The sequence below is a fragment of the Nocardia sp. CY15 genome, assembly GCF_009829295.1.
GTDB classification, from domain to species: Bacteria; Actinomycetota; Actinomycetes; order Mycobacteriales; family Mycobacteriaceae; genus Nocardia; species Nocardia sputi.
The window spans coordinates 111,451-131,644 of sequence record NZ_VUOT01000015.1 but is presented as its reverse complement, the minus strand read 5'-3'; the positions used below and the strand labels follow the sequence as shown (position 1 = coordinate 131,644).

Here is a 20,194-nt window from a genome sequence, read left to right as displayed (position 1 = left end):
CCGGTGCATCGGGTACCTCGATTCAGCTGGATTTCAGTGTGAAGACCATCTGAAAGTCAGCGTGACCAGGGGAGACGACGTGTCCGTTGGTGGCTTGGAACGCGCAGTCCATGATCAGCTTGTACCGCTTGTCGAGCTGCAGGTTCTTGACCACCGAATGCCATCGGTAGTCCTTCGGGATGGCACTGTGGTGATCGGTGTAGTTCGCTACACCCTCGACGTAGGCGCCGCACGCCATGTCGCCCACGATCAACCCCTGTACATAGGGCGACAGCGTCAAGGACCAGATCAAGCGATTACCGCCATCAGGTTGCTGGAACGAATAGACGGCGTCCCCGGTGAAGGTGCCGTGTTTTCCCTCGTATCGGTAACTCGTTGCATGGGGCGTGAAGTCGGCATAGCCGGGGACGGCGTTCGCCGGAGCCGCGGCAGCGACGAGGACGCCCATCGCTGAAGCCGAGGCGATCACGAGGGTCAGTTTCTTCGATGGACCGATTTGGCGCGGCATGTGAATTCCCCCTGTGGAATCTGCTCGATATCGACGTCGACCGGCAGACCTTCGGCGATTGTGGTGATGTTCAAATCACCGCAGGCGTCCGACAGGTGGAACCATACGAGCGTGCTGTCGGCGTCATCGAGCTTGATCACGCCGGTACCGTTCCCCGGCTTCCAGCGCCATACAGTTCCGCTTTGCATCGTTTCCGTCTCCTGTCCCGTCGTACCCGGTCGATTGCAAGGATCGCTCAAAATCTTGTGTACTGCGAAGGATTTGATCTCGGATGAGCAGGCGCGGGTTTGTCGATCTAGTGTGTTTCGTCGGATTCGGGGGAGTTGTCAGGTGGGGACGGCGCCGATGCGTTTGGCGAGGCGGCCCAGGTCGCCGGTGGTGAGGTCGCGGCGGGCGGTGCGCATCATGTGGCCGACGAGTTCGCGGACGTGGGTCATGCCGCGGATTTGTTGGGGGGCGATGTGTTCGGCGCGCAGCAGGGCGTGCAGGGAGTTGCGGTAGTCGCGCCGGAGGGCGTGGGCGCGGCCGATTTCGACGAAGTATTGGGCTCGGCGGCCTTCGGCGGGGATTGTCTGGGGGTCGAGGGTGGGGGCGAGTTCGAGTACCTGTCCTGGTTCGCGGCGTTCCATCGCCGCAGACATCCGCCACAAGGTCACGTTCGTCGCGTTGAAGGTCGGGTTGCGCAGGAGGGCGGGGTCCGGGGTCGACCGCTCGCGCCGGGCGACTTGCTCGTCCGCCTCGTGCAAGTGGTCGGCCGGGTCGCCGCCGAGTGCGGCGGTGACGAGTGCGGCTTGCAGGTGCAGCATGCCGTAGGTTTCGATTTCCCCCAGCGATCGCACATCCGGTGCCAGCCGCTCGGCTGTGGCCGAGGCGTCATGGAGGGCGGCAGGCAGAGTCCCGGGACGGGCGAGGAGTATCTGGCTTCGAGTGTAAGCGGCTGTCGCCGGACCCGATGTGCCGCCGATTTTTTCGGCCGCGCGTTCGATTTCCTGCGCCGCTGTCCACGCCAGCGCGGGATACCCCCGGCGCGATGCCGACTGGGCCGTGAGATAGGCGACCGTGGCCAGCGCGTCCCAGGCTCGGTCCCGGCCTGCGCCGGTCGCCTCGCGAGTATGGCGATAGCAGTCGATCAGCAGAGGGGCGAGCATTGGACCAAGCGTGGCGTAGTCACATGCACGCCGCAGTTCAGCAGCGTATTGCGTCGCAGCGGTGAGTTCGTCCAGACTTCGCGACGGGGCGGCGGTCGTGATGTTCCCGTGCGTCCAGAGCACGGTTTCGATGTCGGATACCGCGGAGTGGAACCCGGCGGAGATCGGATCCAGCCGATCCTGCTGGTCGCCGGTCAGGTCACCGACCGCCACGCCGAGCGCCTGGGCGAGTGCGTGCAGAGTGCGCCGGGAGTCGATGGGACGCTCGCCGTTCTCGTACTTGGCGATGGCTCCCCGGCTGACGCCGACGCGGTCGGCCAAGACTTGCTGCGAGATCCCCCGCCGGGCGCGAATGGTGCGCACTCGACGGCCGATGTACCGGCCTTCGTCGTCCTTCCCCAGATCTTCGCTCATCGGCTCTCCCTCGCCGGGTGCTGATCGAAAACCCCATGCTAGACGCGTTGCCAGGTGTCCCGCACCGGGACAGCGCGAGTTTCGCTGCCCGCCAAGCTTTCTCGAGCACTCGCCCTGACACGGGCCGACCATGCGCGCGGCGCGTCGGCGCGCCGCACATCGGTTGCGCTCGCCCGGTGGGTGCTCACAACGAACGAGCAGGGGAAGGCAAAGTGATGCGGGGAAAGGTTTTCGCGTGCGCGCGGTACGACATGTCCGTGGAACCGGACGCTGACGACATCGTGGTGCGGCCGGTCGCCGACCGGTGCCGGCATGAGGTCGGCGCGAGCTGCGCAGCCGGTGTGGAGCTCGAGCCGGGTTCGGCGCTATGGCTACTGAGTTGCGGCGCGTCGGCCGCGGCGGAGAGCGCGCGGTGAGCGAACCCACCGATCCGGCGGCCGACACCCCGGTCAGCCGGTGCCGCTTCTACCGGCAGTGCGGACTCGCGGCGGCCGTGCAACCGGAGCTCGGGCGCATCATCGTGCCCGCGGGCCGGGTGGGTGCGATCACCATGCCCGCTCGTCTCGGTCAGGAGGTGAAGGCGCTGATGCAGGTCCGGCGGGCGGCGCTGGGGCCGATCATCTCGCATCCGCGCTCGAAACGCTGGACCTATCTGGTGCGGCCGGACCTGCCCGACGAGGTCGGCTTGTTCGCCGAACTGTTCCGCCTGGACGTGTCGGTCGCCCGCTGCGGTGCGCAGATCGCGCTGCCTTCGCCCGCCGACCGGTCACCGTGCTTCCGGGTGTGGATCGAACCGCCGCGCGACACGTTCCGGCCATCGGGCTCGGTCGTGGTCGCGGCGATTCGTCAGCGCACAGGGCGCCGGTGGTGACCGCGCCGGACCAGCCGTCGCCACGGCCGGAGGAGAACGATGTCCACCTGTCGGTCCAATTCCATGATGTGCGTTTGGATTTCGCGGCCTGCGCGACCGCCGCCGCGTTGTTCGTCAAGGAATGGCGTTCCCGTCACTACGAGGATGCGGTGACGGTGCTGCCGGATGATCCGACCGGTCTACCTCGCCTGCCCAACGAGAGGCTGTTCCTCGACCCGTGAGGGTGAGCGGGAGGTGCACGCGGCTGCGGCTTCCGAGCGCCGAGGTGGACTCGGCGGGAAGTCGCGCTGCGATCGGTGTCTGGACGGTTGATCGGTTCCGGAACGTGGGTCGCGGCGCAGGCGGCGCGTTGGCCGGTTCAATCGTCGAAGACGGCAATGCGGGTGCTGCCGCCGGCGAGGCTGTGCTGTGAGTGAGCGAGTCAGCGAATTATGTGCAACGTAATCAATCTGTAGGTCTCGCGCAGATGCAGCGCCTGCCCCACGCGGAGCGATACCCTGGAACAGGGGAATTCAACGTCGAGGAGCGGATGTGAAACACCTACAAGGCAAGGACGCATCGTGCGAAGCCGCCGTTTGATCGACCACGGCTGATTCTGAGCTACCGATGCGTGAGCCGATCGATCTGGCCGATGCGGCGGAACGAACCCGTGGGGCGCTCGCCGCCGTCGTGGCGCAGTTCGCAGAGGCTTGGGCGTCCGGATCTCCACCCGACCTGTCGGCCTACCTACCTCGGGACCGAGCCGAGCGGCGCACGATCCTGATCGAATTGATCAAGGTCGACCTCGAATATCGCTGGATTCGCTACGACTTCCCAAAGCGGCTGATCGACTACCGCGCGGAATTCCCCGAGCTGCGAAACGGGCCGTTTCCGGCCGACCTGGTCTACGAGGAATACCACGCCATGCGCCGCGGCGATCGTGGAAGCGATGCCGCCGACCTGACCGCCACCGCCACGGCGGCCGCTGGTGAACTCGACCGGCTCACCAGCGACTACCGCAGCACGATGATCGCCCGCCCGGGTGCGCAAATCGCGCTCGACGCCATCGACGTCGGCGACCAGGTCGACGATTTCGACCTCCTGATGAGGATCGGGGTCGGTGCGTTCGCGCAGGTGTATCTCGCTCGCCAGCAATCGATGCAGCGACTGGTCGCGGTCAAGATCTCGCACAACCACGGCAACGAGCCGCAGACGCTCGCGCAGCTGGACCACGACTACATCGTGCGCATCTTCGACCAGCGACTCATCGCCGACGGCGAACTGAAGCTGCTCTACATGCAGTACCTGCCCGGCGGAACACTGCTCGACGTGCTGCGCTTGTCGCGCGCGACGCCTCGGGACCGGCGTGGTGGGCAACTGCTGCTCGACGCCGTCGACAAGGTACTCGCCGACAAAGGCGAGGTACGGCCGACGGAATCAGCCGTTCGCACCCGGATCGCCGCACTGACCTGGCCGGAGACCGTCGCCTGGCTCGGCCGCCGACTCGCGGACGCGCTGCAGCACGCGTCCGAACGCGGGGTGCTGCACCGGGACATCAAACCCGCGAACGTGCTGTTGAGCGCCGAGGGAATTCCGAAGCTGGCAGACTTCAACGTCAGTTTCAGCGAACGGGTCAAGGGCACGAGCCCCTTGGCGTACTTCGGCGGATCACTGGCGTATATGTCGCCCGAGCAGTTGGCAGCCTGTCATCCTGACCTGCCCGGCACCGCCGCCGACCTCGATACTCGAAGCGACATCTTCGCGCTGGCGGTCATGCTGTGGGAGTTGCTCACCGGACGCCGCCCCTTCGTGGACGAAACCTCCGCAGGCGAGTCGGAGACATCGCTGGCCCGCATGATCGAACTGCGGCGCAGACCCGTCGAGCCGAAGTTCCTCTCGGAGCTTCCGCCGGATTGCCCGGTCGCGCTGCGCCGCGTGCTGTTGAAATGTCTGTCACCCGACTGTGCGGACCGCTACTCGTCCGGTGCGGAACTGGCCCAGCAGTTCGACCTGTGCCTCGAGGAGAGGGCCCGCGATCTCGTCTATCCGCCGCCGAACAGCTGGCGGCTACGACTTTCCCGCTGGCCCACCCCCGTCCTGTGGTTGTCGTCGCTGGTCGGCGTCGGCCTGGCCACGATCTATATGGCCGCGCACGTGCAAGAACTGCTCAGAGAGCGTCTGTCGGATGCCACCAATTGGCAGCTCAACATGGGTGTCTACATTTTCGTTCTCATCGCAGGCCCGCTGTCCATCGTCATCTACGTATTCATGTCCCGTGATCAGCTCGCGGTTCTTCGCGGCTTGCGCGAGGGCAGACGCTATGACGACGCTCTGCTCGCGCGGGTGCGGGCGCGAACACTGTTCTGGGGCGATATGTGTGCGCTGAACACCTTCCAGACCGGGCTGACGGCCACCGTGACGGGGGTGTTCCTGTGCCTCTGGCTCACCGACCTTCCGGCGCGGCTGGTGATCCACGCGGCGATGACGGTTTTCATGGCAGCCGTCATCTCGGTCGCCTACACGTTCTTCCTGTCGACCTTCTACATCGTCCGCTCCGTCTATCCGGTCTATTTGCGCTACAGCCGCCCCACGGCGCACGACTCCGGCCATATTCGCGCACTGCGTCGAAGAACCACGATCTATCTCGCGGTCACCGCGTCCGTTCCGGTGGTCGGAGTGCTGGCCGGATTCAGCCTGCTCGAACCCGAGCAGGAGCTTCCGCTGGTGCGCGATTCGGTCCTGGGCCTGTGCGCGGTCGGCGGACTCGCTTTCGTCGCCGTCTATTGGCTCTACCGGACGCTCGACGCGGATCTGCGCGCGTTGCAGCGGGTGGTCAGGGGACCGGTGGCGGGCGTGCGCTGATCGGCCGCGCCGGTGGAGCCTATGTGGCGAACCGGGCGATCGCGCGCAGGACGGCGGCACCCATGGCCGAGCTGCCGGTGTGCCCCGAATCATCGATGACCTGCAGTTCGGATTCGGGCCATGCTCGGGCCAGCTGCCAGGCGGTGTACAGCGGGGCGCTCAGGTCGAGCCTGCCGTGGATCAGCACGCCCGGAATGCCCGTCAGCCGGTGCACGTCGCCCAGCAATTGCCCGTCCTCCAGCCAGGCCGCGTTGGCGAAGTAATGCGTGCAGATCCGGACGAACGCCAGTCGCGCGGCGTCCGGCTTGGCGCTGTACTGGCCTGGGCTGCCCAGATTCTCGTGCGCGATCACCGCGTCCTCCCAGGCGCACCACCGCAGCGCGGCCGCCTCGCGGGTCGGGGCGTCGGGGCTTTCCATCAGTCGGCGATAGGCGTCGACGAGGTCGCCGTGACGGTCGGCGAGCGGAACGCCCGTGCGGAAGGTCTCCCACTGTTCGGGCAGCAGCCGGGCGAGGTCGCGGTAGAGCCAGTCGATTTCCTCCTGCCGGGTCATGGTGACCCCGACCAGTACGATCTCGCCGACCCGCAAGGGGTGGCGCTGCGCGTAGGCGAGGATCAGCGTCGCGCCCCAGGAGCCGCCGTAGAGCAGCCAGCGTTCGATACCGAGGTGTTCACGCAGCCGTTCCATGTCGGCGATCAGGTGCTGGGTGGTGTTGTGTGTCAGATCGACCGCGGGGTCGGAGGCGTGCGGCAGGCTCTCCCCACAGCCACGTTGATCGAACAGGACGATTCGGTATAACGCCGGGTCGAACGTCTTGCGCGATCCGCGCCCTCCGCCGCCGCCGGGACCGCCGTGCACCACCAACGCCGGTTTGCCGTCCGGGTTACCGCTGGTCTCCCAGTAGATCCGCTGGCCGTTCCCGACGTCCAGCAGTCCGCGGGCATACGGCTCTATCTCGGGAAAAGGCTGCGGTGCATCGGAATGCGGGTCAGGCCTGGACACGATCGACAACGCTACCGCCGAGTGCGGCGGTAGCGCTCGCTCAGGCGGCCTGCGTCGCGGCGTCCGCCTTCGGGACGGCCACCCGCTCCCGGGTGTGCAACGAAGCCCACAGTGCGGCGGTGGCGGCGGTGCACGCCGCGGCCCCGCCCACGTGCACCACGACCAGCGCCGCGGGGACGTCGGTGAAGTACTGCACGACTCCGACCAGCGCCTGCGAGCAGACCACGCTGAGCAGCACGAACAGGCGGGTGCGCACGGCGGGCGTGATGCCCACCGCGAACAGGCCGAAGGCGAGCCCGACCAGCAGCGCGAGATACCCGACCAGCAGTTGGGAGTGCAGATGCACCAAGGTGACAATCTCGACCTGCAAGCGCTCCACCTGTCGCTCGATGCTCTTGTCGCCCGCGTGCGGACCGGCCGCGGTCACCAGAGTTCCCGCGATCAGCACCGCGGCGAGCGCGACCCCGGCGAGCACGGTGAGCCAGCGCAGCGGCGCGGGCGCCCGCACGGTGTCGACGCCGTCGTCGGGTTCGCCGATCTTCGCGTACAGCACCACCGCGAGCCACACCATGACCATGGACGCGAGCAGGTGGGTCGCGACGGTCCACCACAGCAGTCCGGTGCGCACCGTGATGCCGCCGATGATCGCCTGCACGACCGTGCCGCCGGGCATCAGCCACGCGTACACCAGCACCTCACGGCGGCGGCGCGCCCGGGTGACCGCGAGGACGATCAGCCCGGCGAACAGCGACACCACGAAGGTCAGCAGCCGGTTGGAGAACTCGACCGCCTGATGGATGGCCGGGACCTCCGACACCGCGACCGGCGTGAAGCTGCCCGGGAAGCATTGCGGCCAGGTCGGGCAGCCCAGACCGGACGCCGTGACCCGCACGACGGCGCCGGTGACCGAGATACCCGCCTGCGTCAGGATGACCGCCAGTGCGGTCAGGAGCTGCGCCCGCAACGAGGGCAGCGGCAGCTTGTCGACGAGTCGCAGGAACGCGCGATACAGCACGTCGCACATGGTAGCCCCGCCGGATCCGGGGGCAGCACCCGGTCTACTACCTTTTGTCGTTGAGCCTCAGTGGAAGCGGAACAGCCGGGTGGCCGCCACGCCCGCCACGAGGCCCCACACCGCCAGCACAGCCAGCCCCAGCCAGTCGACGCCGGTGTGCATCGCGTTCTCCAGGGCTTCGGCCAGCGCGCCCGAAGGCACCAGCCGCGCGAGCACGCTCGCCACGGCGGGCAGGTCGTCGGCCGCGAACACGATGCTGGCGACGCCGAGCATGACGAACCACAGGATGTTCGCCAGCGCGAGCACCACCTCGGCCTTGAGGGTGCCGCCCAGCAGCAGGCCCATCGCCGCGAAGGTCGCGGTGCCGAGCGCGATCACCGCCGCTCCCAGCAGTAGCCCGGCGGGTTCGGGCCGCCAGCCGAGCGCGAAGCCGATCACGCCGAGCAACACCGCTTGCAGCACGACCACGATGAGCACGGCCGCGCTCTTGCCCGCGATGACGCCCCACCGCGGCAGCGCCGTCGCGCCCAGCCGCTTGAGCGCGCCGTAGCGCCGGTCGAAGCCGACCGCGATGGCCTGACCGGTGAACGCGGTGGACATGACGGCCACCATCATCACCGCGGGCACGATCTTGTCCACCCGGTGCGAGCCGAGGTCGCCGAACGGCAGCAGGCTCAGTCCCACCAGCAGGGTGATCGGGATGAACATGGTCAGCAGGAGTTGTTCGCCGTTGCGCAGCAACAGGATCAGCTCGAGCCGGGTCTGCGCGAACAGCATCGCCGCGCGGCTGCTCGGGCGCGGCCCGGGGGCGAAGGTGCCCGGCGCGAAACGGTTGGCGTTCCGGTCGTGCTCGCTCATCCGCGCAGGTCCCGTCCGGTCAGTTCCAAGAAGACGTCTTCCAGCCGGCGCTGGTCGATCCGGATGTCGGTGGCCAGCACGTTCATTCGCGCGCACCACGCGGTGACGGTCGCGAGCACCTGCGGATTGATCTCACCCTCCACCAGGTAGGTGCCCGGGGCGGTCTCCCGGGGCGCGAACCCTTCCGGCAGGGCGTTCGCCAGCAGCTCCAGGTCCAGTTTGGGCGGCGCGCAGAACCGCAGCTGCCCGGCCGCCCCGTGCGCGGTGACCTCGGCCGGCGTGCCCGAGGCGACGATGCGACCGTGGTCGATGATCACCAGCTGGTCGGCCAGCTGCTCGGCCTCGTCCATCATGTGCGTGGTCAGCACGACGGTCACCCCGTCGCGGCGCAGGGCATCGATCAGTTCCCAGACGATCAGCCGGGCCTGGGCGTCCAAGCCCGCGGTGGGTTCGTCCAGGAACACGATCTCCGGCCTGCCCACCAGCGCGCAGGCGAGGGCGAGCCGCTGCTGCTGCCCGCCGGAGAGGCGGCGGTAGGGCGTACGGCGGTTGTCTTGGAGGCCGAGGGTGCGCAGCAGCCAGTCGGGGTCGAGTGGATCCGCCGCGTAGGCGGCCACCAAGTCGAGCATTTCACCCGCTCGCGCACCGGGATACGCGCCGCCGCCCTGGAGCATGACCCCGATGCGGGGACGCAGCCGTTCGGAATCGGAGATGGGGTCCAGGCCGAGTACGCGCACCGTGCCCGCATCCGGGGTGGCGAAGCCTTCGCACATCTCCACGGTCGTGGTCTTGCCCGCGCCGTTCGGGCCGAGCAGCGCCAGCACCTGCGCCGATTCGACCTCGAACGTCAGGCCGTCGACGGCTGTGGTGGAGCCGTACCGCTTGACGACGCCGTCCACGCTGACCGCCGGTCCGGAAGCTGTGGTCACGACTCCGCCTCGTCCGCGCTCGGCTGCGTCGCACCCGGTGGTGCTGTGTAGATGGCTCCCTCGCCACGCTCGGTCACGATGTCACACCGTAAGAGGTGGGCACCTGTGACGGAGCCGACACCCCCGTCTGCCCCCGCCACGGCAGCGAGTTGCGGGTGAGCGCGATGAACAGCACTCCGACGATCACGGTGGCGATCGCGGCGCCCACGATCTGGAACACCTCCAGGTCGGCGCCGCGCGGCATCAGGATGACGCTCACGATCGCCGAGAACGCCACCGCCGGAACGCGGAACACCGGCCGGGTCGCCCACGCCGCCATCGGCACGATCGCCCACAGCAGATACCAGGGCTGAACCACGGGGAACAGCAGCACGATCGCGCCGAGCGCCACGCCGAGCGCGCCGACCGGGTGCAGTCGCCCGGTGCCGGTGGCGACCAGCATGCGCACGGTGAAGAACCCCGCGACCACCGCGGCGATCGGCCGGGTGATGCTCAGCAGCGCGGTGGTGTGATCGCCGAGCCCGAGCAGCACACCGCCGAACCCGGTGATGATGCCGAGCACCGTCGGCAGCGACATCCAGCTGCGGACGACGCTCGCGGTGTTCAGCGTGTAGATCCACCCGAAGCCGAGACCGCTCACCGAACTGATGAAAAGCGTTGTACCGATGGCGATGGCGCCGAGCATGGCGGCCGCGACGGCGACCGTGCGGAGCGAGGCGCCCCAGCGCCGAGCCAGGGCCATGCCGACGAACCCGAGCACGATGATCGAGGTGAACTTGATCGTCGACGACAGGGTGATGATGATCGCCCCGCTGATCAGCCACGCGTAGGCGCGGCCGTCGAACGGGTGGGTGTCCTCGATGGCACGCAGGCAGAACTCCAGGCCGGCCAGCATCAGGCCGAGCATCAGCGCGTCGTTGTGCACGCCGCCGACCAGATGGAACAGCACCAGCGGGTTGGCCGCGCCGAGCCACAGCGCGCTCACCGGCGCGACGCCGCAGCGCACCGAGAGCCGCGGCAGCGCCCACACGATCAGCGCGACGCCGCCGAGCGCGAGCAGACGGTGCACCCAGACCCCCGCGATGATGTTGTCGCCGGTGAGTTCGGCGATACCGCGGCCGACCCAGAGGAACAGCGGACCGTAGGGCGCGGGGGTGTCGCGCCAGATGGTCGGAACGTTGTTGGTGAGAACGTTGTCGATCCCGAGTCCCGCGACCGGGCCTTCCTCGTAGGGATCGATGCCGCGCGCGGCGATCTCGCTCTGCGCCAGATAGGAATAGACGTCGTTGCTGAACAGCGGCGGCGCCACACTGAGCGGGATGAGCCACAGCAGCAGCGTGCGGTCCAGCTGCGAGCGAGTCAGCCGGTGGATGGGGGAGCCGCCGATGCCGCCGACCGCGAACCGGCCCAGCAGCAGCCAGGCCAGCACGACGACGACGGTGCCGGTCATGCACATGGCCAGCGAGCCGGTGTGGGCGCGGGCGAAGATGCCGAGCACGCGGACACACGAGGTCGGATTCTGGTGCACCGGCTGCGCGCCGATGCCGAGCGCGCTGATCGCCATCAGCACCGTGCCGGTCGCGCCCATCAGGCGGATCCGGTCGAGCTGCGCGAGTTCCTTGCGGTCGAGACCGGGCACCTCCGACTCGTCCCGGTGCAGCACCGCGATCGTGTGATCGGCCGCGGGCACGTCGAGTCCGAGTGCCCGGCGCCCGAACGCCAGTGTCCTGCGCCGCGCGCCCTCCAGTACCGCCACGCAACGAAGCCTAGTTCCAGCGGCGGCGCCGCACCGCGCACGGACCCCGCTCGTTCCGGCCGGGCCCGGCCCGCCCGCGGGGCACAATCGACGGATGGTTTCGGAGTCCAGGCGGCGGATCGAGGTCGCCGCGTGCGGGCTGCTCGCGCGGCACGGATATCACGGGTTCGGTCTGAAGGCGTTGAGCGAGGCGGCCGAACTGCCGTACGGCTCGATCTACCACCACTTCCCCGGCGGCAAGGAGGAGATCGCGGTCGCGGCGATCACCGGGACCGGAGTGCTGACCGGCCGGATGATCCGGCAGGCGCCGACCGACGTGTTCGCCACCATGGGCACGCTGTTCGAGTTCATGGTCGCCAAGCTCGGGGACTCGGACTGGACCGACGGGTGCCCGATCGGGACGCCCGCGCTGGACGGCGGCAGTGACGTCGAGGCGGTGCGCTCGGCCTGCGTGCACGCATTCGACACGATGGAGCAGGCGTTCGCGGGGCTGCTCGCCGAGCTCGGCCTCGGCGGAGCGGACGCGGCCGAGCTGGCCACCACCGTGGTCGCCGCCTACGAGGGCGCCACGATCCTGGCACGGATCCGGCAGACGGACGCGCCGCTGCGCACGGTGGCCAAGTCGATGGAGCGGCTCATCCGGTCGACCTTCGCGGCGGCGGGGATCGGAGGCGCGCCGTCCGGGCCGGACGGATCGGCGCCGACGGCCGAGCCCGGTGCAACGGCCGCGGCCGGAAAACCACCGGAACTACCTGCCGAGCAGGGCGGTTCCGGGTGAAGGCCTTGACTAGAAAGAACGTTCTAGCGACACTCGGACGATGAAGCGTCTGATGCTCTCCGGTCCCGGTGCGATGCGCTGGGAAGAACACCCCGAACCCGTCCTGAGCGACCCCGGCCAGGCGCTGGTACGGCCGGTCGCGCTGGCTACCTGCGACATCGACCCGGCCGTGCTGCGCGGGGCGTTCCCGCTGCCGGGGCCGTACCCGTTCGGGCACGAGGGCGTCGCGGAGGTGGTCGCGATCGGCCCGCAGGTCCGCGGCGTCGCCGTGGGCGATCTGGTCGTGGTGCCGTTCCAGATCTCGTGCGGCGCCTGCCGACCCTGCGCGCGGGGCAGGACCGGCAACTGCGCGAGCCATCCGCCGCTGTCCACCTTCGGGCTCGGCACCCTGGGTGGGCTGGACTGGGGCGGCCTGTGGGCCGATCTGGCACTCGTGCCGCACGCCGACGCCATGCTCGTCCGGCTGCCGTCCGGCGTCGACCCGGTCGCGGTGGCCAGCGCGAGCGACAACATCCCGGACGCCTACCGTGCCGTGGGGCCGCGACTGGCCGACGATCCCGGCGCGGAAGTGCTGGTGATCGGCGGCCCGGCCGCGCCCTCGATCGGCCTCTACGCGGCCGGACTCGCGGTCGCCCTCGGATCCGCTCGCGTGGTGTATCTCGACGACGCCGCCGAGCGGTTGGAGATCGCGAAGTCGCTCGGTGCGGAGGCGATCGAAGGGCCGCAGGACGCGCGGATCGGCCGGTTCCCCGTCACCGTGGAGGCGGCGGGCGGGGCGAAGGCGCTGCGCGCGGCGATCGGCGCGACCGCATACGACGGCTGGTGCACGAGCGTCAGCGTCCAGTTGCGGGACGTCGCCCTGCCGATCTTCGACATGTACTCCCGGTGCTGCACCTTTCACACCGGCCGCGCGCACGTCCGTCCGGTCATTCCCGAGATCCTCGATCTCGTCGCGGCCGGTCGTTTCGATCCGTCGCTGGTCACCACGGCCACAGTCGCCTGGGACGAGGCGGTGGACGCGCTGCTGGAGACGCCGATGAAGCTCGTCGCCGTGCGATGAGCAGGGCTGTGACGAACGGCACTTCACGGAATCGCCGCGGCAGGTGGGAGTCCCGGCGATCGCGCCGGATGCGAGGCGCCGCACGCTCCGCGTCTTGCTCACGTGCGCCGACCGGTGCTGGCCCCCGTTCCTTCTGCGCAGGTCAGCCGGAAAAGTTCCGCTCCGATTACCGGCATGCGAGGGTGGACACCTGTCCGAAGAGTGGAACCGGTCAGCTCCGGCACGCCGGATCGCCCGCCGGCCGAACAGCCCGCTGACTCAGGGCACCCTTATTAGATTTTAGGAACGAATTCCGCCACACTGATGTTGTGAAAACCGTGGGTTTGCGGAGGGACGACGCAGGAGCTGGTCGCAAGGCCGGCGCCGGGTCGGTTGCTGCGCCCGCGACGGTCGGCGGTGAAGGGCATACCCGAGCGGCCATCGTGCAGTTGCTGCTGGAAGAAGGGCCGATCACCGCTACCGCCATCGGGAACAAGCTGGGCTTGGCCCCGGCGGGCGTGCGCAGGCATTTGGACGCCCTGATCGACTCCGGTCAGGCGCGCGCGGGCCGATCGGCGCCCTGGCAGCAGAAAGGCCGCGGCCGCCCGGCGAAGCAGTACCAGCTCACCGCTGCCGGGCGAGGCCAGCTCGGCCACGCGTACGACGATCTGGCCGGAGCCGCCATGCGGCAGCTGGGGGAGATCGGCGGCGAACAGGCCCTCACCGAGTTCGCTCGCAAACGGGCACGCACTATCGTGGCCGGGATCGAACCGGTCGCTCAGCACACCCCGGATCAGACCGAGGCCAAAGCCGAGGAGATCGCCGAGGCGTTCACCGACGCCGGATTCGCCGCCACCACCCGCAAGGTGGGCGCGGGCGTGCAGATCTGCCAGCATCACTGCCCGGTGGCGCACGTCGCCGAAGAGTTCCCGCAACTGTGCGCGGCCGAACTCGAGGCGTTCCGGGAACTGCTCGGCACGCACGTGCAGCGGCTGGCCACGATCGCCAACGGCGACTGCGCGTGCACCACGCACGTGCCGCTGCTCGTCCTGTCGGCCGACCGGACCGAAACGTCAGCACCAACCGCTGCACAGCCCGCAGCGGTACGAACGAACGACTCCGGAAGGAGTGCCGAATGACGACGACCACCGACCAGGTGCAACCGCTCACCCAGGAAGAGGCCATTGCTTCGCTGGGCAAATACGGTTACGGCTGGGCCGATTCGGATGTGGCCGGCGCCAGTGCGCAACGAGGTCTGTCCGAGGCGGTTGTCCGCGACATCTCGGCGAAGAAGAGCGAGCCGGAATGGATGCTCGAACAGCGGCTCAAGGCCCTGCGCATCTTCGACCGCAAGCCGATGCCGCTGTGGGGCTCCAATCTCGACGGCATCGACTTCGACAACATCAAGTACTTCGTGCGCTCGACCGAGAAGCAGGCCGCGTCCTGGGACGAGCTGCCCGAGGACATCAAGAACACCTACGACAAGCTGGGCATCCCCGAGGCGGAGAAGCAGCGGCTGGTCTCCGGTGTCGCCGCGCAGTACGAGTCCGAGGTCGTCTACCACCAGATCCGTGAGGATCTGGAGCAGCAGGGCGTCATCTTCCTCGACACCGATACGGCGTTGAAGGAGCACCCGGAGATCTTCCGGCAGTACTTCGGCACGGTCATCCCCGCTGGTGACAACAAGTTCTCCGCGCTGAACACCTCCGTGTGGTCGGGTGGCTCGTTCATCTACGTGCCGCCGGGCGTGCACGTCGACATCCCGCTGCAGGCCTACTTCCGGATCAACACCGAGAACATGGGCCAGTTCGAGCGCACGCTGATCATCGTGGACGAGGGCGCGTACGTGCACTACGTCGAGGGCTGCACCGCGCCGATCTACAAGTCGGACTCGCTGCACTCCGCGGTGGTGGAGATCATCGTGAAGAAGGGCGGCCGCTGCCGCTACACCACCATCCAGAACTGGTCGAACAACGTCTACAACCTGGTCACCAAGCGGGCCAAGGCCGAGGCGGGCGCGACCATGGAGTGGATCGACGGCAACATCGGTTCCAAGGTCACCATGAAGTACCCGGCGGTCTGGATGACCGGCGAGTACGCCAAGGGCGAGGTGCTCTCGGTGGCCTTCGCCGGCGAGGGCCAGCACCAGGACACCGGTGCGAAGATGCTGCACCTGGCGCCGCACACGTCCTCGACCATCGTGTCGAAGTCGGTGGCGCGCGGCGGCGGCCGGGCCTCCTACCGCGGCCTGGTGCAGGTGAACAAGGGCGCGCACGGCTCGAAGTCGACGGTGAAGTGCGACGCGCTGCTGGTCGACACGATCAGCCGCTCCGACACCTACCCCTACGTCGACATCCGCGAGGACGACGTGACCATGGGTCACGAGGCGACCGTCTCGAAGGTCTCCGAGGACCAGCTGTTCTACCTGATGAGCCGCGGCCTCACCGAGGACGAGGCGATGGCGATGGTGGTGCGCGGCTTCGTCGAGCCGATCGCCAAGGAACTGCCGATGGAATACGCGCTCGAGCTGAACCGCCTGATCGAACTGCAGATGGAAGGAGCCGTCGGCTGATGGCAGTGGAGAACGTTGCCGAAGCGGCCGAGGCCCGTACCCCCGCGGTCAACAAGGGTGAGGTGTTCACCTCCTTCGACGTCGACGCCTTCGAGGTGCCGTCGGGGAAGGACGAGGCGTGGCGGTTCACACCGCTGCGCGGCCTGCACGACGGCACCGCGGTCCGGGACGGCCACGCGGTCGTCGAGGTCGCCGCGGCCGAGGGCGTGACGGTCGAGACCGTCGACCGTGCCGACAGCAGGCTCGGCGCGGGCGGCGTGCCGTCCGATCGCGTCGCGGCGCAGGCCTACTCCGGCTTCGAGCAGGCCACCGTCGTGTCGGTCGGCCAGGAGGTCGAGGTCTCCGAGCCGGTCACCATCACCATCACCGGGCCCGGCGAAGGCAAGACCGCCTACGGCCACCTCCAGATCCGGCTGGACCGCTTCGCCAAGGTGACCGTGGTCATCGACCAGCGCGGCAGCGGAACCTACGCGGAGAACGTGGAATTCGTGCTCGGCGATTCCTCCAAGCTGACCGTCGTCGCCGTGCAGGACTGGGCCGATGACGCCGTCCACGCCACCGCCCACCACGCCAAGCTCGGTCGCGACGCCACGCTGCGGCACATCTCGGTCACCCTCGGCGGCGACCTGGTGCGCCTGACCGGCAACGTCCGCTACGAAGGCCCCGGCGGCGACGCCGAACTGCTCGGCCTCTACTTCGCCGACGCGGGCCAGCATTTCGAGCAGCGCCTGCTGGTCGATCACGCCGTCCCGAACTGCAAGTCGAACGTGTTGTACAAGGGTGCGCTGCAAGGGGATCCGCACTCGCCGAAGGGCGACGCCCGCACCGTGTGGGTCGGCGACGTGCTCATCCGCGCCGCCGCCGAGGGCACCGACACCTTCGAGGTCAACCGCAACCTGGTACTCACCGACGGCGCCCGCGCGGACTCGGTGCCGAACCTGGAGATCGAGACCGGCGAGATCGTCGGCGCCGGACACGCGTCCGCGACCGGCAGGTTCGACGACGAGCAGCTGTTCTATCTGCGCGCCCGCGGCATCCCGGAGGACGCCGCCCGCCGCCTGGTGGTGCGCGGGTTCTTCCACGAGATCATCCAGAAGATCGCGGTGCCCGAGTTCCGGGAGCGGCTGGAGGCGGCCATCGAGGCCGAACTCGCCGCCATCGGCGCCTGATCAACGACCCCATACCTGGCAAAGGAATTCGAATTCGATGACCACCCTGGAAATCAAGGACCTGCACGTCGAGGTCGCCAACCCCGACGAGTCCGGCGAGCCCATCAAGATCCTCAAGGGCGTGAACCTCACGGTGAGATCCGGTGAGACGCACGCCATCATGGGCCCCAACGGCTCCGGCAAGTCCACGCTGTCCTACGCGATCGCGGGCCATCCGAAGTACACGGTGACCTCCGGCTCGATCACCCTCGACGGCGAGGACGTGCTGGCGATGTCGGTGGACGAGCGCGCGCGTGCCGGCCTGTTCCTCGCCATGCAGTACCCGGTCGAGGTTCCCGGCGTCTCGATGTCGAACTTCCTGCGCACCGCCGCCACCGCCGTGCGCGGCGAGGCCCCGAAGCTGCGGCACTGGGTCAAGGAGGTGAAGGAGTCGATGAGCGAACTGGAGATCGACGCCGCCTTCGCCGAGCGCAGCGTGAACGAGGGATTCTCCGGCGGTGAGAAGAAGCGCCACGAGATCCTCCAGCTGGGCCTGCTCAAGCCGAAGATCGCCATCCTGGACGAGACCGACTCCGGCCTGGACGTCGACGCGCTGCGGATCGTCTCCGAGGGCGTCAACCGCTACAAGGAGCGCGAGAACGGCGGCGTTCTGCTGATCACGCACTACACCCGCATCCTGCGGTACATCCAGCCGGAGTTCGTGCACGTCTTCGTCGGCGGCCGCATCGTCGCCGAGGGCGGCGCCGAACTCGCCGAGGAACTCGACGCCAACGGCTACGTCCGCTTCACCGCTAACGCCACTGCTGGAGCCTGACATGACCGCTACGGTCCGCACCCTCGACGTCGCCCGTATCCGGGCCGACTTCCCGATCCTGAACCGCACGGTCCGGGACGGGAAACCGTTGGTGTATCTGGACTCCGGCGCGACCGCGCAGCGGCCGATCACGGTGCTCGAGGCCGAACATGACTTCTTGATCACCAGCAACTCGGCGGTGCACCGCGGTGCGCACCAGCTGGCCGAGGAGGCGACCGACGCCTACGAGGGCGCGCGGGCCGACATCGCGCGGTTCGTCGGCGTCGACGCGGGCGAGATCGTGTTCACCAAGAACGCCACCGAGTCACTGAACCTGGTGACCTACGCGTTCGCCGACGACAGGTTCCCCTACCACGTGGGTCCGGGTGACGAGATCGTCATCACCGAGCTGGAACACCACGCCAACCTGGTGCCTTGGCAGGAACTGGCCCGCCGCACCGGCGCCGTCCTGAAGTGGTACGGCGTGACCGAGGACGGCCGGATCGACCTGGACTCGCTGGAACTGTCGCCCGCCACCAAGGTGGTCGCGTTCTCCCATCAGTCCAATGTCACCGGCGCCGTCGCCCCGGTCGCCGAATTGGTGCGCCGGGCGAAGGCGGTGGGCGCGCTGGTAGTGCTCGACGCCTGCCAGTCGGTACCGCACATGCCGGTGGACTTCCGTGACCTCGGCGTGGATTTCGCCGCGTTCTCCGGCCACAAGATGCTCGGTCCCTCCGGCGTCGGCGTGCTCTACGGCCGCCGAGCGCTGCTGGAGGAGATCCCGCCGTTCATCACGGGCGGGTCCATGATCGAGACGGTCTTCATGGACCACAGCACCTACGCGCCGCCGCCGCAGCGGTTCGAGGCCGGTGTGCCGATGACCTCGCAGGTGGTCGGATTGGGCGCGGCCGTGCGGTATCTCGAAGAAATCGGCATGGACGCGGTCGCGGCGCACGAGCACGCGCTGGTCGGCGCGACGCTGGAAGGGCTGGCCGGGATCGATGGCGTGCGCGTCATCGGCCCCATCGAGAACCTCGACCGCGGCGGCGCTGTGTCGTTCGTGGTCGACGGCATCCACGCCCACGACGTCGGTCAGATCCTGGACGACGAGGGCGTGGCCATCCGGGTGGGCCACCACTGCGCGTGGCCGCTGCACCGCCGTTTCGGCGTCGCCGCCACCGCTCGCGCCTCGTTCGCGGTCTACAACACCCTCGCCGAGGTCGACGCGCTGGTCGCCGCGGTGCGGAAGGCTCAAGCGTTCTTCGGTGTGAGCGCAGCGAACGCCGACGATTAGACACAGTGGGGTTGCACAAGACATGCGCATGGAGCAGATGTACCAGGAAGTGATCCTGGACCATTACAAGCACCCGCATCACCGCGGGCTGCGCGAGCCGTTCGGGGCCGAGGTGCACCACGTGAACCCGACCTGCGGCGACGAGGTGACCCTGCGCGTGCAGCTGGACGCGAACGGCGACATCGCCGACGTCTCCTACGACGGTCAGGGCTGCTCGATCAGCCAGGCCGCGACCTCGATCCTCACCGATCAGGTCATCGGGCTGCCGGTGCAGCAGGCGCTGAAGGTGGTCGACTCCTACAGTGAGATGATCTCCAGCCGGGGCACCATCGAGGGCGACGAGGACGTGATCGGCGACGGCATCGCCCTCGCGGGCGTGTCGAAGTACCCCGCGCGGGTGAAGTGCGCGCTGCTCGGGTGGATGGCGTTCAAGGACGCCGTCCTGCGAATCAGCCCTGATCAGCCCACCGGGGCCGCCGAAGGAACTGCACACTCCGAGGGAAACGGGAAAGCGTCATGAGTGACACACCGGCCGTCGACACGACCGAGCAGACGGAGCAGGCCGCGCCTGCCGCCGAGCTGTCGGAGGTGTCGCAGACGTCCGAGTCGGCTGAATCGTCCGAGTCGGCTGAGTTGGCTGGATTGTCTTCGGAGGACATCAAACTGCTCGAGGACATCGAAGAGGCGATGCGCGACGTCGTCGACCCGGAACTGGGCATCAACGTCGTCGACCTCGGCCTGGTCTACGGGCTGCGCGTCGAGGAGGACAACATCGCGATCCTCGACATGACCCTGACCTCCGCGGCCTGCCCGCTGACCGACGTCATCGAAGACCAGTCCCGCAACGCGCTGGTGCGCAGCGGCCTGGTGGAGGATCTGAAGATCAACTGGGTCTGGATGCCGCCGTGGGGTCCGGACAAGATCACCGAGGACGGCCGCGAGCAGCTGCGCGCCCTCGGGTTCACGGTGTAACCGGCTGGGGTACCGCCGCCGACCCGACTGACCGCCTGCATGGCGACCGCTCGTCCCCCGCACGACAACGCCGGGTGACCAGTGCAGTGCGGTGGGATCCCCGAGCTTCGTCCGGGGCCGGTGATACAGGCCGCGAGGTCGGCGTCTTGCGAAGTCACCGAAGTCACGGGTGAGGCCCGCGCTGGTGTCTGGTTTGGCGCTGCTCGCTTGCCTGCGGCCCGCAGGTCATCGCCG

Annotated in this window: 20 protein-coding genes; 12 read left to right on the top strand and 8 right to left on the bottom strand. The window is 68.5% G+C overall.

Annotation, left to right across the window (positions count from 1 at the left end):
- Positions 1–22: 22 nt before the first annotated feature.
- The 3 genes from GVY39_RS18465 to GVY39_RS18455 all read right to left on the bottom strand — a co-directional run bounded on the left by GVY39_RS18465 (position 23) and on the right by GVY39_RS18455 (position 2,070).
- Complete coding sequence (locus tag GVY39_RS18465) at positions 23–508, bottom strand: hypothetical protein (protein WP_159926135.1); 486 nt, start codon at positions 506–508, stop codon at positions 23–25.
- The gene (locus GVY39_RS18460; RefSeq protein WP_159926133.1) at positions 475–648 is read right to left on the bottom strand and encodes a hypothetical protein; all 174 of its coding nucleotides are present in this window, start codon (positions 646–648) and stop codon (positions 475–477) included. The genes GVY39_RS18465 and GVY39_RS18460 overlap by 34 nt, the downstream gene beginning before the upstream one ends.
- Before the next feature lie 186 nt (positions 649–834).
- Positions 835–2,070 (bottom strand): helix-turn-helix domain-containing protein, encoded by a 1,236-nt coding sequence (locus GVY39_RS18455; RefSeq protein ID WP_159926131.1) that lies wholly within the window; start codon positions 2,068–2,070, stop codon positions 835–837.
- Between the two features lie 367 nt (positions 2,071–2,437).
- On the opposite strand from GVY39_RS18455, the gene GVY39_RS18450 reads away from it, so the two are divergent.
- The 3 genes from GVY39_RS18450 (at position 2,438) to GVY39_RS18440 (ending at position 5,782) form a co-directional block, all read left to right on the top strand.
- A complete protein-coding gene (locus GVY39_RS18450; RefSeq protein WP_236565521.1) occupies positions 2,438–2,941 on the top strand; it encodes a DNA-directed RNA polymerase subunit beta in 504 nt (167 codons plus the stop codon).
- Positions 2,938–3,162, top strand: coding sequence for a hypothetical protein (locus GVY39_RS18445; protein ID WP_159926129.1), 225 nt, complete (start codon positions 2,938–2,940; stop codon positions 3,160–3,162). Before GVY39_RS18450 ends, GVY39_RS18445 begins: the two co-directional genes overlap by 4 nt.
- Positions 3,163–3,547: 385 nt before the next feature.
- Positions 3,548–5,782, top strand: a complete 2,235-nt coding sequence (locus tag GVY39_RS18440; RefSeq protein WP_159926127.1) for a serine/threonine-protein kinase — start codon at positions 3,548–3,550, stop codon at positions 5,780–5,782.
- A 19-nt stretch (positions 5,783–5,801) separates the two neighbouring features.
- On the opposite strand, the gene pip is transcribed toward GVY39_RS18440, so the two are convergent.
- The 5 genes from pip to mptB form a co-directional block, all read right to left on the bottom strand.
- A complete protein-coding gene (pip, locus tag GVY39_RS18435) occupies positions 5,802–6,785 on the bottom strand; it encodes a prolyl aminopeptidase (RefSeq protein ID WP_159926125.1) in 984 nt (327 codons plus the stop codon).
- Positions 6,786–6,825: 40 nt separating this feature from the next.
- Complete coding sequence (locus GVY39_RS18430; protein WP_159926123.1) at positions 6,826–7,800, bottom strand: heme A synthase; 975 nt, start codon at positions 7,798–7,800, stop codon at positions 6,826–6,828.
- A gap of 66 nt (positions 7,801–7,866) precedes the next feature.
- Positions 7,867–8,658, bottom strand: coding sequence for an ABC transporter permease (locus GVY39_RS18425; protein ID WP_159926121.1), 792 nt, complete (start codon positions 8,656–8,658; stop codon positions 7,867–7,869).
- Positions 8,655–9,587: an ABC transporter ATP-binding protein gene (locus GVY39_RS18420; protein ID WP_159926119.1), complete on the bottom strand. Its 933-nt coding sequence runs from the start codon at positions 9,585–9,587 to the stop codon at positions 8,655–8,657. The genes GVY39_RS18425 and GVY39_RS18420 overlap by 4 nt, the downstream gene beginning before the upstream one ends.
- Before the next feature lie 73 nt (positions 9,588–9,660).
- Positions 9,661–11,343, bottom strand: a complete 1,683-nt coding sequence (gene mptB, locus GVY39_RS18415) for a polyprenol phosphomannose-dependent alpha 1,6 mannosyltransferase MptB (RefSeq protein WP_159926117.1) — start codon at positions 11,341–11,343, stop codon at positions 9,661–9,663.
- A gap of 94 nt (positions 11,344–11,437) precedes the next feature.
- Between mptB and GVY39_RS18410 the strand changes: the two genes are divergently transcribed.
- The 9 genes from GVY39_RS18410 to GVY39_RS34460 all read left to right on the top strand — a co-directional run bounded on the left by GVY39_RS18410 (position 11,438) and on the right by GVY39_RS34460 (position 19,960).
- The gene (locus GVY39_RS18410; RefSeq protein ID WP_159926115.1) at positions 11,438–12,121 is read left to right on the top strand and encodes a TetR/AcrR family transcriptional regulator; all 684 of its coding nucleotides are present in this window, start codon (positions 11,438–11,440) and stop codon (positions 12,119–12,121) included.
- Positions 12,122–12,161: 40 nt separating this feature from the next.
- Positions 12,162–13,181, top strand: coding sequence for a zinc-binding dehydrogenase (locus tag GVY39_RS18405; protein ID WP_159926113.1), 1,020 nt, complete (start codon positions 12,162–12,164; stop codon positions 13,179–13,181).
- A 308-nt stretch (positions 13,182–13,489) separates the two neighbouring features.
- Positions 13,490–14,299, top strand: a complete 810-nt coding sequence (locus GVY39_RS18400) for a metalloregulator ArsR/SmtB family transcription factor (RefSeq protein ID WP_159926111.1) — start codon at positions 13,490–13,492, stop codon at positions 14,297–14,299.
- Entirely contained in the window at positions 14,296–15,732 is a 1,437-nt protein-coding gene (gene sufB / locus GVY39_RS18395; protein WP_159926109.1) for a Fe-S cluster assembly protein SufB, read from the top strand. The genes GVY39_RS18400 and sufB overlap by 4 nt, the downstream gene beginning before the upstream one ends.
- Positions 15,732–16,901, top strand: a complete 1,170-nt coding sequence (gene sufD, locus GVY39_RS18390; protein ID WP_159926107.1) for a Fe-S cluster assembly protein SufD — start codon at positions 15,732–15,734, stop codon at positions 16,899–16,901. The genes sufB and sufD overlap by 1 nt, the downstream gene beginning before the upstream one ends.
- 37 nt (positions 16,902–16,938) lie before the next feature.
- On the top strand, positions 16,939–17,715 hold the full coding sequence (gene sufC / locus GVY39_RS18385; protein ID WP_159926105.1) for a Fe-S cluster assembly ATPase SufC: 777 nt from the start codon (positions 16,939–16,941) through the stop codon (positions 17,713–17,715).
- Position 17,716: 1 nt separating this feature from the next.
- A complete protein-coding gene (locus GVY39_RS18380) occupies positions 17,717–18,988 on the top strand; it encodes a cysteine desulfurase (RefSeq protein WP_159926103.1) in 1,272 nt (423 codons plus the stop codon).
- Between the two features lie 22 nt (positions 18,989–19,010).
- Positions 19,011–19,508 (top strand): Fe-S cluster assembly sulfur transfer protein SufU, encoded by a 498-nt coding sequence (gene sufU, locus GVY39_RS18375; RefSeq protein WP_159926101.1) that lies wholly within the window; start codon positions 19,011–19,013, stop codon positions 19,506–19,508.
- A 113-nt stretch (positions 19,509–19,621) separates the two neighbouring features.
- On the top strand, positions 19,622–19,960 hold the full coding sequence (locus GVY39_RS34460; RefSeq protein ID WP_255466221.1) for a metal-sulfur cluster assembly factor: 339 nt from the start codon (positions 19,622–19,624) through the stop codon (positions 19,958–19,960).
- Positions 19,961–20,194: the final 234 nt, after the last annotated feature.

Coding starts and splice junctions, on each gene's coding strand:
- GVY39_RS18425 (WP_159926121.1), bottom strand. CDS start 8,658: ATGAGCGAGCACGACCGGAACGCCAACCGTTTCGCGCCGGGCACCTTC.
- GVY39_RS18455 (WP_159926131.1), bottom strand. CDS start 2,070: ATGAGCGAAGATCTGGGGAAGGACGACGAAGGCCGGTACATCGGCCGT.
- GVY39_RS18405 (WP_159926113.1), top strand. CDS start 12,162: ATGAAGCGTCTGATGCTCTCCGGTCCCGGTGCGATGCGCTGGGAAGAA.
- sufC (WP_159926105.1), top strand. CDS start 16,939: ATGACCACCCTGGAAATCAAGGACCTGCACGTCGAGGTCGCCAACCCC.
- sufB (WP_159926109.1), top strand. CDS start 14,296: ATGACGACGACCACCGACCAGGTGCAACCGCTCACCCAGGAAGAGGCC.
- sufU (WP_159926101.1), top strand. CDS start 19,011: ATGCGCATGGAGCAGATGTACCAGGAAGTGATCCTGGACCATTACAAG.
- sufD (WP_159926107.1), top strand. CDS start 15,732: ATGGCAGTGGAGAACGTTGCCGAAGCGGCCGAGGCCCGTACCCCCGCG.
- GVY39_RS18440 (WP_159926127.1), top strand. CDS start 3,548: ATGCGTGAGCCGATCGATCTGGCCGATGCGGCGGAACGAACCCGTGGG.
- GVY39_RS18380 (WP_159926103.1), top strand. CDS start 17,717: ATGACCGCTACGGTCCGCACCCTCGACGTCGCCCGTATCCGGGCCGAC.
- GVY39_RS18450 (WP_236565521.1), top strand. CDS start 2,438: ATGGCTACTGAGTTGCGGCGCGTCGGCCGCGGCGGAGAGCGCGCGGTG.
- GVY39_RS18410 (WP_159926115.1), top strand. CDS start 11,438: ATGGTTTCGGAGTCCAGGCGGCGGATCGAGGTCGCCGCGTGCGGGCTG.
- GVY39_RS18465 (WP_159926135.1), bottom strand. CDS start 508: ATGCCGCGCCAAATCGGTCCATCGAAGAAACTGACCCTCGTGATCGCC.